Consider the following 15881-nt stretch of genomic DNA (forward strand, 5'->3'; position numbering starts at 1 on the left):
AAATGGATATACTAGAAACATGAGACAACAACAAATTCTGATCGTTGAAGATGACGAGACTATTGCCTTTGGACTTAAAGTGTTCCTGCTGCAAAAGGGTTTTGGTATTCAACATGCCGATCGGGTCAGTACCGCCAAAAATATGCTGACCGCCAGCCCCCATGATCTGATCCTGCTGGACTGGAATCTTCCTGACGGCAACGGCTATGATTTCTGCTCTTATGTCAAACAGATGTCCGATATTCCGGTAATCTTCCTGACTGTGCGGGATGACGAGCATGATATCGTGCAGGGTCTGGATATGGGGGCTGATGATTATATCGTTAAGCCGTTTCAGCTTAGTGTGGTACTTTCCCGCATCCAGGCCGTACTGCGCCGGACAGGAATCGCCGCCCCTGCGTCAGCCCGCCTCACCTGCGGAGCACTTCTGCTCGATCCGGTCAAAACGCAGGTATTCTGCAGCGGAACAGAGGTGCCGGTGACCGCCGGTGAATACCGCCTGCTGCTGCTGCTGCTGCAGAACAAGAATCAGACGCTGACCCGCAGAGTGCTGCTTGAGAAATTATGGGATGCGGACGGGGATTTTGTCAACGATAACACTTTGACCGTGATGATAAAGCGGCTGCGGGAGAAATTAGGCCCTTCCTCCAGCATCAAGACGATTCGCGGCATCGGCTACCGCCTGGAGCCGGATGATGAATAGACGCAGGTACAGCCGGCTTCTCCTTCTGGCCTTCGCCGCTGCCTTGTTTGCCGGACTGGTTATGGGGATTGGCATATCCCGGCTCGTCTCGCAGGCTGAATATACCCAAACGGCGCGGCTCACCGGGACATCCTACAGCCGCCACCCGGAGCTGGAACAGGCCCTGCTACAAGGACTGCATGACGAGAATGCCGCCGATTTGCAGACCGGCACCGAACTTCTGCACCGCTATGGGTATACCCTCCACACTTTTAATAACAAGAACCGCCTGCTGATCATCGCGGGAAGTGTGGGCCTGTGGATGCTCCTGTTTCTGCTGTTTGCAGCAGTTCAGTATCGATTACAAATCAAAAGAAAGGAAAGAATCGCCGGACTGACAGCCTATCTCTATTCCATTAATCAGGGACAGCACCATATTCTGCCCCGGACTGGTGAGGATGAATACTCTTTCCTGGAAGACGAATTATATAAGACTGTTGTAGAGCTGCGGCATACCCGTGAGACAGCCGTGCTGGAAAGGCAATCGCTCGCCGACAATCTGTCCGACATTGCCCATCAGATCAAGACACCGCTGACTTCTGTCTCTTTGATGGCTGAATTACTGGCTGACAGCAGGCAGAACAGCGCAGACGCCTTATATGTGGAGAAAATCCAAAGCCAGCTAACCCGTCTGGAGCGTCTGGTATCGTCCTTGCTGACGTTGTCCAGGCTGGATGCGGGAACGCTGGAACTGCAGCAGCTTCCGGTGGATGTGTACACGATGCTGGCCAGCGCCGCTGAACCTCTGGAGAATATCCTCTCCGGCAGAAGGCAAACCTTGACCCTTCAATCCAGCCCCGCCATCAGCTACCGCGGAGATTACCATTGGAGCTCGGAAGCACTGCTCAATGTTCTGATGAACTGTTCGGAGCATACCCCTACTGGCGGCAACATCACTGTATCTTACGCGCTGAACCCCGTGTACACGCAAATTATAGTGGAGGATTCCGGGGCGGGATTTCCTGCGGAAGAACTTCCGCATATATTCAAACGCTTTTACAAAGGGAGCAATGCCCGCAAGGACAGCGTTGGTATCGGTCTTGCGCTGGCCCATTCCATCATTCAGCGGCAGAACGGCAGCATCCATGCGGAGAACCGGCCGGAGGGCGGGGCCCGTTTTGTCATCAAGTGGTATGCCCATTAATCTTCCACCGTCACCGGAATGTCACCGTGGGCTGGTAGAGTGGACCGTACAAAGGAGGCTCCACCCATGGAAATATTACGTTGTGAGAACTTGACGAAAGCCTACGGTTCGGAACATTCGCTCGTTACCGCCCTTGACTCCGTTCAGCTGTCGGTACAAAAAGGCGAATTCGTCGCCATTATCGGCGCTTCCGGTTCCGGCAAGTCCACTCTGCTGCATCTGCTGGGCGGCGTAGACCGCCCGACCAGCGGTACGATCATGATTGAGGACCGGAACATTGCACAGCTGAACGAAGAAGAATTAGCGGTATTCCGCAGAAGGAAGGTCGGGCTGATCTACCAGTTCTATAATCTTATCCCTGCCTTAAGTGTCCGGAAAAATATTGTACTGCCAATGCTCCTGGATGGAAGGGTGCCGGATGAACAGCGGCTACAGGACATTATCCGCAGCCTGGGATTGGAATCGCGGCTCGACCACCTGCCGGGCCAGCTATCCGGCGGGCAGCAGCAGCGCGTGGCTATCGCCCGTTCCTTGATTTACAGACCTGCTCTCCTACTGGCGGACGAACCGACCGGAAATCTCGACAGGAAAAATACAGAGGAAACGGTCGGGTTGCTGAAATTGTCCCATCGGCAATTCAATCAGACCGTTCTGCTCATTACCCATAACGAGAAGATTGCGCTGGAAGCGGACCGGATTATCACCCTGGAAGACGGCCGCATTGTTTCCGACGAGGTGATCCGGCAATGAATACTATCATCGGAGACTACGTCCGCTCCCATCTCAAGGCGAACAAGCGCAGCACAATGTTCATCTTCACGGCCATTCTGATCGCTGCCACCTTACTCTGCGCCTCTGGTTTTCTACTTTATTCCCAGTGGCTTAACGAGGTGGATACGACCGTCAAGGACCGCGGTAATTGGCATGCCCGTTTAGGACAACCGGTTCCGGCAGAACAGCTGAAATATATTCAGCTCCATCCGCAGGTGGATGAGGTCTATCTGGAATCGCAGCACCAGTCGCTACAGCTGGAGGGCACAAAGCGGCCTTATCTGAATCTGGTACAGCTGAGCGATGCCGCTTGGGAGAACAGCCCGCGTACAGGAAGACTACTGGAAGGCAGGATCCCAAAGAATAAGGGCGAGATCATCGTATCCAAATTATTTTTTGCCGAGAATCCCCAATACCAAATAGGAGACAGCCTTCAGCTTCCCATAGGGCAACGTATGCTGGATGGAAGGCCGGTGGCGGACTATGCCCCACGACTCCAAGGTGAAACCTTTCAGCCTGCTGGTGAACAAGCCTTCATCATTACGGGAACGATCAATGAATCCTCCGTATCTTCTTATCCCTGCTACTCTGCCTATGGCTTCGCGGATATGCAGACGGCTTCACCGAAAGAGCTGTTTAACGTCTCATTGCGGCTACGTAACATCTCTGATGCTTATGAAACGGCTCCGCAGCTGGCCGGGAACATTGGCCAGAAGCCGAATGCTTCCGGAAGCTACGCCATTACTTACAATACACCGCTTCTCGCCTTGTACGGGCTCAAGGGGCCCGGTGTCCATGGCGGAATTACCCTAACCTCCGGGTATGTACTCTCTGCCCTTCTAACGATGGGGCTGGTGATGCTCCTCTTCACCATATTGATCTACAATGCCTTTACAGTTACAACAGCAAGCCAAATCAGGCAACTGGGTATTCTCAAAAGCGTTGGCGCAACACCGAAGCAAATTCGCCGCATTGTATTATATGAAGCCTTGGGACTGGCCTGCATCGCCATCCCCCTGGGACTGCTGCTTGGTTACGCCGGAATGGCAGTTATTATCAAAGCCATCGACGCCCTGTTAGCCGATTCTGCGAACAACCATTTACGCATTGCATTCTCTTGGCCCATCGTAGGCATAGCAGGGGCAGCAAGCTTTGCCACCGTATTATTGTCCGCATGGACGCCTGCCCGGAAACTGGCCAAACTGCTGCCGATAGAAGCCATCCGAAATGTCCCGGCTACAAGGAAGGCGGGGCAGACACGCGAATACCGCTGGATACATAACAGACTAAGCCCTGAGGGCGGGCTTGCGTTCAGCGCGTTTGCAGCCAACAAAAAAGCCTATCGCACGACGATAATCTCGCTCACGCTGTTCATTACGCTACTCGTAGGCTTTCAAAGCTTCGCGGTCATCTGGATGGCCGACCAGAAGCTGGCGCTGGCCCAGAAACAATACACTTTCGAACTGTCTATGACCACCGTGGAGCAGCCCGATCCGGCTATGATGAAGCAGCTGTCCGGCTTGTCCGGTGTTCAGCAGCAGGTGGTGTACCGGAAGGCTGAACACTCCCTTAAATGGGATAAGCAGCGAATCCATCCGGCCTTTGCCGCTGCCGGTGGATTTCAGGACAGCTACTATCTCGGTGATTCCGGCAGCAGCTTCCCTACCGATCTGCTGCAAGAGGAGGGGCAGCCGCGAATTTTTCTGGAGCTGAAAGGACTAGACAGTGCCTCTTTTGCCGCTTACTGCGCCCAGATTGGGGTAGACGCAGCTCTATTTGCTGATCAGGGTGAGTCCAAGGCTATCATAGTTAACCGGACCAGCGGCAATATTCCCTCTTTTATCGAAAAGTACAACATCCCGGAAACGGAGTATCTTCAGCTTGCCGCCGGTGATTCAATCACTATTGAAGAAGATCATTTCTCTGACCAGCCGCATACGGGTGGAAAGTATAAGCTTGCAGTTGGTGCGGTGACCGGCCAATATCCCGCGCTCGACGAATATCACTATCCCTTGGATCTGGTGGTGATCGTGCCGATGGACACGTATGAAGGTATTGTTCAGAAACTCAGCATGGAGCGGGCACTGGATTACCAGAGTATTACCTATAAGATGGACATTCCCCGGGAACAGCTGGCTGTGGCCCGGCAGCAGGCCGGTGAGATCCTGAACCAGTACCTGCCGCCCGAGGATTGGAGCATTACCACGCTGCTAAGCCGGGAGGAAAGCAACCGGAAGGCCCTCCGCTCCATCGAGCTGCTGGTCGGCGGCTTTGCCATCCTGCTCGGCTGCATAGGCATCACAGGTGCTTTTTCCACCGTATCCGGCAACCTTTCAGCCCGAAGACGCGAGTTCGCGATCCTTCGCAGTATGGGCTTGTCTCCCCGGGGGATGAAACGTATGCTGCGGCTGGAAGGACTATACTTTGGATTGTTGCCCTCCCTGCTGTCTATACCGATATTGGCCGGCGTCTGCAGTATTATGCTGCATTACGCAATTGCCGCTACGTGGAAGGACTTTCTGGCCGGGATCCCTTGGCTTCAATTAGCAGGCTGTTTTATCCTTGCCGCAGGCAGTGTAGGACTGGCCTACCAAATCACCGGCGCAAAGATACGGCAGGAGAATGTGATTGATGCCATCAAAGATGAGAACTTGTAATCGCACAACATATACTACCTTAAAGAACAAAAGACACCCCTGGAGGTGTCTTTTTATTACCTTTTTCCATCCTTATTTCAGAGGTGCTTCTAGTTTAGCTTCTTGAGCCCGGTGCTATCCTTCTTCACAACGTAGATATCTTTGTCAATGGAATAGGCGATCCAGTCACCGACAGATGTAGCATAATCGATCCGTTTCCAGGTGTCGCCAAACTTCAAGGCCGTTTTCATTACACTTGTTTGAATTCAATCGCGTTAATCTGCATGCCTGGTTTGACGAAATCAAACTTCATTTCATAGAGGCCTGCTTCCAGCTCAATCTTCACGAGCTTCAGCGTGATCCATCTGCCGTCCGTACCATTGGTTTGAATAGTCGTCACCACTTGATCGTTTAGAGTCATATTGGCTGCACTCTGAGCCAGCTCTGTATCCGGAGACATGACGCTTGCAAAGATCCGGTATACACCCGCTTGATCAACTTTTATGAAGGTCGATCCGGCTGCAGCCGTTTGGACCACTGCATTGTCAGCTACGGTTTGTGCTTGCCCAGCGGCAAGAGCCGGATTCGCCTTGAAGGCATCAACCGTTTCTGCAATCACTTGTTCTCTGGAGAATACAGGTGCCTGCATCAGGAACTCACAAATATTGATAGCGCTGCGCTGCAGCTCTCCACGGGTCAGAGTGCCATTGTCCAGGGATTCAATCGTGTTGTCTCCCCAGACATTGGTTTCCGCACCATAGTTACTGACAACCATATACAAGTCATTTTGTGCACGGACCATCCAGTTTGTGTTCCTCCGGTCAGCAGGACCTCCATCCACGACATCGTTCATGATCGCCCACCAGTCAGTCATCACGATGCCCTTGAAGCCCCATTCTCCGCGAAGAACCGTAGTATTCAAATCATAGTTGGATGCCGCCCAATGCCCGTTCACCGGATTATAGGAGGTCATAATCGAATTGGCTCCACCCTGTTTTACCGCGATTTCAAAACCTTTCAGATAAATCTCGCGGAGCGCCCGTTCGGACACAATCGCATCCACCTTACTGCGGTACTTCTCCTGATTGTTGCAGGCGAAATGCTTCAGTGTGGCGTTGGAGCCGCCCTTCATAATCCCGCGGGTGCAGGCTGCAGCAAAAATCCCTGAAATCAGCGGATCTTCCGAAAAATACTCAAAATTGCGCCCGTTCAATGGACTGCGGCGGATATTCAGACCCGGTCCCAGCAACGCATCTACACTGTTGCTTAACAGCTCCCGGCCTTCCATGACATATAGCTCTTCCACCAATTCAGCATTCCAGGTTGCTGCCAGCAAGGTTCCAATGGCAACCTGTGTCGCCTTCTGCCCGCTGTCCATGCGAATGCCCGACGGGCCGTCTGCGGTACAGCCAACCGGAATTCCATAACTGAACAGCTGATCGCTTACCCCACCGAAAGCCGAAGCCGTACCCGGTGTAACGAGCGGACTGCTCATGCCTTCGCCTCTGACAATCGCCGCCAGATCCTGGTCGCTAAGCTGGGCGATGAAAGCCTCCATGCTGACTTTGTCTTCATGGACATCTCTTAATTTATATCCTTGATTGCCGGTTTGCGCTAAGGTTTCAGGGAGATTGCCCTGAATGCGTTCAGCCATAGAAACCTTTTGTTTCGGTACCTCTGCATAGGCAAGTTCATAAGAGCCATCTGCTTTGCGGGCTCCCGGGTGCATTCTTGTAAAGCTCTCCGTCGGCGCCAGCGCCTCTTGCAGCTGCTCCACAACCTGAAGAGCTTCCACGCTGTAACCGCTCTGTCCTTCCACGCCCACTTCAGCCAGCGCTTTAACACTGGTTCCCACGTAAAGGCGGTATGTCCCGGCTTCCAACACATAAGCAGAAGCATGACCGGTCACTCCGGCGTCATCGTAAGAGGCCATCGAATGAACAGGGAAGCTTACAGTCAGACGCTGCGATTCACCCGGCTGGAGAAGTTGGGTCTTCACGAAGGCAGCCAAAGCTTTGGCCGGCTGGCCCAGCTTGCCTTGCGGCGCTTCATAATAGACCTGAACGACCTCTTTTCCCGCAAAGGCAGTTCCCGTATTAGATACGTTTACTTCAATAGCAATGTAGGCTTCCCCATCTTTGGTGATCACTTTGGCTTCTTCCGGCTTCACTTCAAACCGGGTATACGATAGACCGTATCCAAATTCAAATTGAACCCGCTCCGGGCAAAACGTCTCAAAATAACGATAGCCCACATAAATATCTTCCTGATAGAAGTTCTTGAGTTCATTGCCGTAATTACGGGTCGAGGGATAATCCTCGATGGAATAAGCAATCGTATCGGTTAATTTACCGCTTGGTGTCACTTCTCCGGCCAGCACGTCGGCAATCGCATTGCCGCCCTCCATACCGCCCTGCCAAGCATAAATCACACAAGGGATGGGGTGCGCATAACCTTCATCGTTCAACCAGCTCATATCGATAATATTGGAGACATTCAGCACAACGACGGTTTGCTCAAAATAGGCCGTCACCTGCTTCAACATCGCTTTTTCTTCATCATTTAACTGGTAGCTTCCCGGTTCGTCGGCATTATCCTGGTCTTCTCCGGCCGTACGTCCGATCACTACGATTGCTTTATTGGATTTGGCTCTTGCCTCTGACACCAGTTCATCGGTTAAAGGCATCTCCTTCTGGTGCCACGGCTCTGCAGCCCAGCCCCCGCCGCCATTATCAAACGGGTTGCTCTCGATCCACGTTTCATATACAGCTGCCAATGGCTGGTTAATGGAAATGTTCTGTTTACTCCGAAGACCATCCAGCAGATTGGTTGTATGCGAAACATGGACACTGCCGCCCGAACCGGTTCCGCTGCGATAATAATTCACCTGGGTTCTGCCGAAAATGGCAACGTTGTCACTTGCCTGAAGCGGAAGAACTTGTCCTTCATTCTTTAACAGCACTGCACCTTCTGCGGCGACGACTCTGCTGAATTCAGCAAACCCTTCTAATGGAACTCCAAAACTTTGTGTGCTCAATGTATTCTCTCCCTATTATCATCTCTATACTTATTTCAACAACTTAATATTAATATACAAGCTCAGCTTCTATAAAAGCAAAGTTTCATCTGTTAATATTGTGAATATTCGGCTTGTTCATCCACCCAGACATTCCTAAACACCCGCTCCTGGAGCGGGTGTTTAGGAAAAGCACGAAGGGACGCAGTCCCTGGAGGCCTGATTTTTATTTTTTACGCCGTTGTTTCGTCATCCGGTTATACATCACAAACGCAGCTATAATCGCGCCGATCATGCCGACGCTGGTCGCTGAATCATTGCCCATGCCAAACAGAAGGCACAGGTTCGTAACCACACTTCTCGTAAGCAGCGCAACCAATATCAGCATCAACGGACGCCAAATGTTATATCCTCTCATCCCTGCAACACCCCTGACCTAATTTTCACAAATCGGCAAACCCACGCAGCCTAAACCATCAATCTAATCTACTATTAGATGCTATTATAGCATAAGTAGGAATGCGCATACATTTTGGCCAGATTGCAGAGCCAGGAGTAACTGATTCCTTGGGAATAACACTTTCAGCCCCTCGCCCCGTTGCAGCCTACTTCAGTATCTTGTTCAGCTCTTCCACTCTTTTTCGGCTGTCTATTCTAGCGTAGAAATAAAAAGCGATGGTGTGCATTACAACCGACAATAACAGCATTCCGGGCCACCAGGGCAGAATAACGTGAAACATATCTTGTGAAAATAACCAGACAATCAGCATTCCGCCGGCTATTGTAATAATGGAGGAAATCAGAATATTCCAGAACGGCTTTAAGGTGAAATGATTCCATAGGGCATCGTACATAATTCCAAATAATACGGCCGATATTGCAGCAATCCCCGCAACATGCCACAGGTATACCATACTGATCGGTTGATCCCTATAAAACAACGTTAACAGTAACGTTACCCATAAGGATGTCACCGTAAATACTTGAAAAAAAGAATGCTTGAACTGGCTAATCATGATATCTCCCCCTGAATTGTTTAATGTAATAGCGGCTGACAAAGTAACTGGAATGATCCGTGAGCACCACTTGAATCCTTGCGTTGCCTGTGGATGAAAACTCTTTAATATAGCCCGTATTGATGATGGTTTGATTATTGATTTTCATAAAAAGGGCTGAATCCAGACTTTCGTCGACAACCTTCAACCGTTTATTGAGCAAATACCTTTCTCCGGTAATTACACGTACGCTGCACATGCGGTCTTCCGCTTCAATTACAGCAACCGTACTCCACCCGATTTGAACATGGCGGTCATTTTTCGCGTTGATCACTACAAGCTTTTTCTCTGCGGTATGAATAGCCTCTTTAATATTCCCCCAATGTTCCTTTTCCGCAGGATGGGTACTTACTTTGGCGACACCCCGGTCTAATGCTGAATCGGCTTCAAATATAACGTTCAATGCTGCATCCTCCTTTCACAACTGATCTTATAAGCAAAACCTTGCTAAAACTATAGTATTGCGTTTTCTTGCAAAATCCTGCGGCTTTGTTGCACGGCGCGCTGCGGCGCATATGCACTGACACGAAGGGACACCCTTATGTGTGTATTTTTATGTATTTGTTTGATTTTGACAAGAACATTTGTTCGGGTTATACTTTTCCCAAGTGAGGGGGATTTGACCGTGGATATCATGGAGAAACTCGAAATTTTAACGGCTTCGGCCAAATATGATGTGGCCTGTACCTCAAGCGGATCGGACCGCAAAAGTCAGGCCGGAGGCATGGGCAATGCCGTCAGTATGGGCATCTGCCACAGCTTTGCGGCGGACGGCCGCTGCATTTCACTGTTAAAAGTGCTCATGACGAACAGCTGTGTTTATGATTGCGCCTATTGTATCAACCGCAAATCGAATCAGACGCGCCGGGCTGCATTTACACCGGAGGAAATCGCAGACCTCACCATGCAGTTCTACCGCCGCAATTACATAGAAGGCCTGTTTCTCAGCTCCGGCATTATGCGTAACCCCGATTATACAACCGAGCAGTTGATTGCCGCTCTAGAGCTGCTGCGGAACGTCCATCACTTCGGGGGCTATATCCATGTGAAGGCAATTCCCGGCGCAGATGATATACTGCTCTCCAGACTCGGCCTGCTCGCCGACCGCATGAGCGTCAATATTGAGCTGCCCTCCAAGGAAAGCCTGGGCCGGCTTGCTCCGGATAAGAGCAAACAGTCCATTCTGAAACCGATGGCCCTTATTAAAGAGAAGATAAACGAGAATTCTTCGGACATTGTCAAATACAACCATGCTCCCCGCTTCGCACCGGCCGGGCAGAGTACACAAATGATCGTAGGGGCAACACCGGACACCGATTACCAGATTCTCAACCTCACGGAAGGGTTGTACCGGAAGTATGGGCTGAAGCGTATCTTTTACTCTGCCTACACCCCGGTGGTAGAGCATTCGCTGCTGCCTTCCCTGGACACCAAACCGCCGCTCCTGCGGGAACACCGGCTCTATCAGGCTGACTGGCTGCTGCGCTTCTATGGCTTTCAGGCCAAGGAGCTGCTGGATGAAGCGGCGCCCAATTTCAATCCGCTGCTTGATCCCAAATGCAGCTGGGCCATCAATCACCGCGAGCAGTTCCCGGTCGAAATCAATCGTGTGCCGTACGAAACGCTGTTGCGTGTACCGGGCATCGGCGTAAGGAGTGCTCAGCGGATTGTAAAAGCACGGCGGGCGGGGACATTGGATTTTTACGCGCTGAAGAAGCTCGGTGTCGTGCTGAAGCGCGCTCAATTTTTCATTACCTGTAAGGGAAAAATGCTGGAGGGGTTAAAAGTCGGCGAGCATACCCTGCTTCGTTCACTCATGTCCGGCCAAGAGCTGTCCCCGTTTCTACTGCCGCAGTACGAGCAGCTTTCCCTGTTCGATGACACGTATTTGGCAGCCTTGCCTGCAGCGGGAGCGGCAGGACTGAGGAAAGGAGAATCCTCCTGATGTTCAAGACGGCCGCTCTGGCCTATACCTATGACGGCAGCTTTGAGGGCCTGCTATGCTGCGTGTTTGAGAGCTACCAATGGAAAGAAACTCCGCTAACCATACATTCGGAGGGTGAAGGGCAAGGCCTGCTGCTGGAATCCAAATGGATTGAGACCGACAACGTCAAAGCAGACCGCGTACTGCGCTCCATACCTCTGCGCATCTGTCCTGAGGCCGAAGAGCTTGTCCGTTTAGGATTCTGGACATGTACGCCAGACAAGGAACTGCTGCTGCTGAATTTTCTGTATCTCGGCTTCACGCATGGCCGCAAGGTTATGGACATGCTTGCCGATGATACCGTGAACGCCTTGCAGAAGGCGGTACAGCATCTGCGGCGGGAAGGGCATCTCTTTCTCGGTTTTGTGCGGTTTTCCGTTTACGGTCCGGTCATGGCAGCGGTGATTGAACCCCGCAACTACGTGCTCCCTGTCATTCAGGAGCATTTCTGCGACCGGTTTCAGGGCGAAAGCTTCATGATCTATGACAAGACCCATAGGATGGCGCTGATCCATCAGCCCGGGCAAGAAGCCATTATTCCACTCCAGGAATGGATACCCCCGGAGCCGGATGCGGCTGAGGAGGCCTATCGCCGCCTGTGGAAGAAGTTCTATACTGCCATCGGTATTCAGGAGCGCCGCAACGACCGGCTGCGTTCCTCCCTGATGCCCAAACGTTACTGGAAGCATCTTACGGAAATGGACGGGGGCACTGCGGCGGTACCGGTGCTCACAGCAAAACAGGCGCAAACTACACGACTGAAGAGCAAGGAGCGGCGTGAATTGCACCAAGTAGAAACAGCTGCGTCGTCCTTACAAGGACGAGATCCGTTTCAGCGAGAATGATAAGGACAATTTACAGTACACATTTTCTCATCACACGCGGAGAAAGGCGTTTCGCCACCAGGTAGTTTTTTCGGTAGAGGTTTACGTTTCGGTGTTTCAGAGACTTCTTTCTTCTTACGAAGGCGTGTGTGTGCATCCGGAAAGTGTATTCCTGGCTCTGAGCACGAACGGACCGAGTTGCACTTATTTGGGGCTCTTAGCCTGTTACAGTAGGAAAATGGACTCCAGCGCAGTTATTTCTCCCTGATGGCCGTTTTTAAATAGAATGCAGAGCTGATAGGGTCGCCTGGGTCCGCAAAGGAGAATAAACAGAGGTTTTACTCTCCTTAGCGTCTCCTGAGTCCTTCCCGAGTAAACGAGCCCGCTGCGGGCTTTTAGGGACCCTACTTTCAATACTAAATCCCTGCTTCCCCAGTGCTCTTCCAGTTTGAAGTCACGCTCTAGCATATAAATTCTTATCTTTAAAAAAACACTCTGGAGGAGTGTTCTTGCGGCTGGAACCTGCGTCCCCTGATCACTCGCCTATTTTAATCCGCTTCAGCAGGCCATCTGCTCTAAAAGCACAAAGAGCACCCATTCAGGTGCTCTTGCTTATGCTTCTCCAGCTTGAAAGAGCAAGCTTGCTTCCGGGCTACCACTCGTACCAGTATCCCGGAATGCCCCGCTCCAGCCGCATCAATGCTTCAAAATAGTAATAATCGCCCCAGATGGTGTAGTCATCCGGGGACTCGCCACCTCTAACGGAGTACGAACCATGCTTCAGCAGACCTTCCGCTTCCTCGGCACCCTGCGTGGAATAATGCTCTGCCAGTGACTTCAATAATACCTCCGCAGCGTCCAGGAAAAGCTGGCGCTCCGGATTGCCCGCATCCATCTGTCCGGCTATCTCCAGCAGGCCGCAGGCGGCGATGGCAGAGGCGGAGCTGTCCCGTTTCGTATCCGGCCCCTGCGGAGCGTCAAAGCTTTATTGCGGGCCATCTTGCTCTTAGGGCTTCATTCCATGGACCACATCCAAGATTAAGAGTATATTATCAGAATCCCGATTACCATATTTTGTATTATACTTAAATAAAGGACAATCACCACAATGTCCGTTTTACTTATGTATAGTTTATTTTCTCAACTTATTTGGCAGCCCTACTCAAATGGTTAGGACTAACCAACAATTAATTCCAGCGAATTTCCAAAAAAGAAACATCATCACTGGCAACATGGTTATACGACGTTTCAATCATCTGTCGAAGTTCCGCGTTTTCCGGATACCTTTTCCAATTCCTGTACCCCATTAGTCCGTCCGTGAATATTTGTATACAATTCGGTCCACCGGAACCTTTTGCAAGATCCATAGACAGAATAGAAGGTCCTTCTCCCATAACACCATGACAAGTCGACCAACGGTTCCATTGGGAAAACCCGCTTACTAAGCCTGGAATCTCAGTGCCATGATCGAAGAGACGAATAGCTGTATCTCCCAGCCAGGCTACGGTGATCTGACCCTTGTTGCTGTCAGCCGTGTAGCTAATCTTCCCGCATACAAATGTAGTCTCGCTGCCCTTCAAGCGTTTCTCCTCCAGTACTTCACGGAAGAGGCCGCCAATATGCGAAGGGAGTTCATAATGGTTGATCATATTTGTAGCCGGGGCGGTCATTTGCTGCAAGCCTGAAGATAACTTGTACTTTACAACTTCGCTGTCCGCAGAATTAAAACAATCGGATTCAGACATGAATTGCAGCAGATAATCCCCTAGGTATTTTGCTGCTAAATTTCCGTAAAAGGACTGGCTGACCCCATCACATACACAGAACAGGATGCTGTCATCCGTTATTTTATAGGTTATATAGTCCTGCCCCATATCATCTCCCTGCCGTGTCTCTCTGGAACGGGCATAGGTGCAGCGTATGGAAAAAGGCCCTGCTTGCAGTGACGACAGAGGATATTCCAATCGTTGGTCAATCTGAAATAATCTCATCTCTAGCATCACTGTCCTATCGTATCGGAGTAGACGCAGATATCTGGAAGCCTAAAGATACCATTTCGTGACTGCTGCCAGGCAGCATCATCAGAGCTCCGCTCTGCAGAGTATAAGAGAATTCAGTCATCATCTTACGGTAGCTTTCCGGAAGTGCAGAAGACATGTTTCTGAGTTTAAGCGCATAGTCATCCTTCAGATTCATTCCGGGCAGAATCCCCTTCCAGTTCCGCGGGTCGTTAACAGGCTCTTCGAGAAAATGATCATTTATAAAAATGTTCTCAATAAGCACATTCCCATCAGGCACACTCATCTCCATGATCCGTTTGGCCACCGGTTCGGGATCCTCTCCGGTATGCACGCCGTCAGTCATGTGGCAAATCAATGGAGCCGGACACTTCTGCATAAGGGGCAACTGTTCCAGAAGCAATTCCTCCGCTCTTTGAAACGCAAGTGCTGTATCCGTAAATCGCATGGGTGTAAGCTCTGGCAGCGTCGCCGTCCTGGCAATTTGATCGATCGCCTTGATGCCTCCCAGCAAGTCGTCTACCTCGTCACTGTAAGGAAGAATAGCGATCCGATAACGTGCTGCAATCCGGCTCCCCTTAGTGGAGCGGTAGACCATTTGCTTTATGGTAGAAACCAATGCTTTTTTCACTAAATCTATTCTTCTGACATTATTCATTTCCAACCCCATTGAAGCACTAACATCAATTAGATAAATAATCAATGCCGGAGTGCTTTGCGTAGCCTGTACTGTATATTTTTCCCTGGGGGCTAATCCCCCGGTTAAATCTCCAGTCATTGGTGAAGCTCCATCGTGATTATTGATCATAACCGTCGGTTCAACGACCGGTGTTTTACCGATCATTAGTTTAGAGATGTTTTCTAATTGTTTTTTCACTTCACGCGCGCTTTGAACCCTTTGATCCGGGTCTGTTTCAAGTAATTTTTTAATCAGCTTCACATATTCCAATGGAACCTCAGGAGAGATGAGCGCAAAGGTAGAGTGAACGGAAGAATAATATTTTCCACCGGTGAGCAGGAAGTAAAGTGTGGCACCCAGTGAATACAAGTCGGTCCGGAAATCCGTCTGCCCATTTTCCAATTGCTCCGGGGCTGCAAACACCATTGTACCTAATGCCACCGTATCCTTTAACTGCCCCTTCTTGAAGGTCCTTGCAATTCCGAAGTCGATCAGCTTCAAATTGTCGTGTTCATCCACCATAATATTTGAAGGCTTTAAGTCACGAAAAATCACCGGTTTAGGCTGTTCATGTAAATAGTTCAGAATTTCGCATAGCTGCACGGCATATTTAAGCGCACGCTGCACTGTTACCGGCGTCTTGTTATCCCCATATATCTCTTCAATCGTGTGCCCGTTCACATATTCCATCACCAGATAACTTCTTCCCTCATCATCCGGCTCAAAATAATCCGCTATCTTCAGGATGTACGGGTGGGACAGATTGCTGAGAATCCGTATTTCTTCCAGAAAGCTGCTGCCATCGGTTTCAGCATCGATAATGATTTCCTTAACCGCCCAAATCTTACGATTCAATCTGGTATCCCGTACCCGGTATACAGCACCCATGCCACCTCTGGCAATAAGCTCTTCTACCAGATATCTTCCTCCAAGAATCTCTCCGTTAGTCAACATATTCCTTCTCCTATCCCTGGTTCAGTGCTAATAAGGGCAACGGACATTGTCCATTACC

Annotated in this window: 13 protein-coding genes and 2 pseudogenes; 6 read left to right on the forward strand and 9 right to left on the reverse strand. The window is 50.6% G+C overall.

Annotated features, from left to right (window positions below; all coding sequences use genetic code 11):
• Positions 1–19: 19 nt before the first annotated feature.
• The 4 genes from ACAN56_RS22790 to ACAN56_RS22805 all read left to right on the forward strand — a co-directional run bounded on the left by ACAN56_RS22790 (position 20) and on the right by ACAN56_RS22805 (position 5314).
• Positions 20–703 carry a response regulator transcription factor gene (locus tag ACAN56_RS22790; RefSeq protein WP_076113435.1) on the forward strand — a complete coding sequence of 228 codons (684 nt, stop codon included), beginning with the start codon at positions 20–22 and terminating at the stop codon, positions 701–703.
• Positions 696–1886, forward strand: a complete 1191-nt coding sequence (locus ACAN56_RS22795; protein ID WP_379145856.1) for a sensor histidine kinase — start codon at positions 696–698, stop codon at positions 1884–1886. Before ACAN56_RS22790 ends, ACAN56_RS22795 begins: the two co-directional genes overlap by 8 nt.
• 66 nt (positions 1887–1952) lie before the next feature.
• Entirely contained in the window at positions 1953–2636 is a 684-nt protein-coding gene (locus ACAN56_RS22800; protein ID WP_038584773.1) for an ABC transporter ATP-binding protein, read from the forward strand.
• Positions 2633–5314 (forward strand): ABC transporter permease, encoded by a 2682-nt coding sequence (locus ACAN56_RS22805; RefSeq protein ID WP_379145857.1) that lies wholly within the window; start codon positions 2633–2635, stop codon positions 5312–5314. Before ACAN56_RS22800 ends, ACAN56_RS22805 begins: the two co-directional genes overlap by 4 nt.
• A gap of 89 nt (positions 5315–5403) precedes the next feature.
• On the opposite strand, the gene ACAN56_RS22810 is transcribed toward ACAN56_RS22805, so the two are convergent.
• The 5 genes from ACAN56_RS22810 to ACAN56_RS22830 form a co-directional block, all read right to left on the reverse strand.
• Positions 5404–5544: a hypothetical protein gene (locus tag ACAN56_RS22810; protein WP_379145858.1), complete on the reverse strand. Its 141-nt coding sequence runs from the start codon at positions 5542–5544 to the stop codon at positions 5404–5406.
• The gene (locus ACAN56_RS22815; protein ID WP_379145860.1) at positions 5544–8330 is read right to left on the reverse strand and encodes a glycoside hydrolase family 3 C-terminal domain-containing protein; all 2787 of its coding nucleotides are present in this window, start codon (positions 8328–8330) and stop codon (positions 5544–5546) included. Before ACAN56_RS22815 ends, ACAN56_RS22810 begins: the two co-directional genes overlap by 1 nt.
• Before the next feature lie 205 nt (positions 8331–8535).
• Positions 8536–8727, reverse strand: coding sequence for a hypothetical protein (locus tag ACAN56_RS22820; RefSeq protein ID WP_038584764.1), 192 nt, complete (start codon positions 8725–8727; stop codon positions 8536–8538).
• Positions 8728–8914: 187 nt separating this feature from the next.
• The gene (locus ACAN56_RS22825) at positions 8915–9325 is read right to left on the reverse strand and encodes a hypothetical protein (RefSeq protein WP_379145861.1); all 411 of its coding nucleotides are present in this window, start codon (positions 9323–9325) and stop codon (positions 8915–8917) included.
• Positions 9318–9767, reverse strand: a complete 450-nt coding sequence (locus tag ACAN56_RS22830; RefSeq protein ID WP_038584758.1) for a LytTR family DNA-binding domain-containing protein — start codon at positions 9765–9767, stop codon at positions 9318–9320. The genes ACAN56_RS22825 and ACAN56_RS22830 overlap by 8 nt, the downstream gene beginning before the upstream one ends.
• A gap of 231 nt (positions 9768–9998) precedes the next feature.
• Between ACAN56_RS22830 and ACAN56_RS22835 the strand changes: the two genes are divergently transcribed.
• Positions 9999–11309 (forward strand): putative DNA modification/repair radical SAM protein, encoded by a 1311-nt coding sequence (locus ACAN56_RS22835; RefSeq protein WP_379145920.1) that lies wholly within the window; start codon positions 9999–10001, stop codon positions 11307–11309.
• Complete coding sequence (locus ACAN56_RS22840; RefSeq protein ID WP_379145862.1) at positions 11309–12193, forward strand: TIGR03915 family putative DNA repair protein; 885 nt, start codon at positions 11309–11311, stop codon at positions 12191–12193. The genes ACAN56_RS22835 and ACAN56_RS22840 overlap by 1 nt, the downstream gene beginning before the upstream one ends.
• A gap of 631 nt (positions 12194–12824) precedes the next feature.
• Here the strand turns inward: ACAN56_RS22840 and ACAN56_RS22845 are convergent.
• The 4 genes and pseudogenes from ACAN56_RS22845 to ACAN56_RS22860 all read right to left on the reverse strand — a co-directional run.
• Positions 12825–13154 (reverse strand): annotated as a pseudogene (locus ACAN56_RS22845) (glycoside hydrolase family 88 protein); the annotation flags it as partial.
• A gap of 205 nt (positions 13155–13359) precedes the next feature.
• Positions 13360–14046 carry a PP2C family serine/threonine-protein phosphatase gene (locus ACAN56_RS22850; RefSeq protein WP_379145863.1) on the reverse strand — a complete coding sequence of 229 codons (687 nt, stop codon included), beginning with the start codon at positions 14044–14046 and terminating at the stop codon, positions 13360–13362.
• A gap of 133 nt (positions 14047–14179) precedes the next feature.
• Positions 14180–14968: a vWA domain-containing protein gene (locus ACAN56_RS22855; RefSeq protein ID WP_052092410.1), complete on the reverse strand. Its 789-nt coding sequence runs from the start codon at positions 14966–14968 to the stop codon at positions 14180–14182.
• 105 nt (positions 14969–15073) lie between these two features.
• Positions 15074–15823, reverse strand: a pseudogene (locus tag ACAN56_RS22860) (serine/threonine protein kinase); the annotation flags it as partial.
• Between the last annotated feature and the right edge of the window lie 58 nt (positions 15824–15881).

The sequence above is a fragment of the Paenibacillus paludis genome, from assembly GCF_042610515.1.
Classification (GTDB): domain Bacteria; phylum Bacillota; class Bacilli; order Paenibacillales; family Paenibacillaceae; genus Paenibacillus_AQ.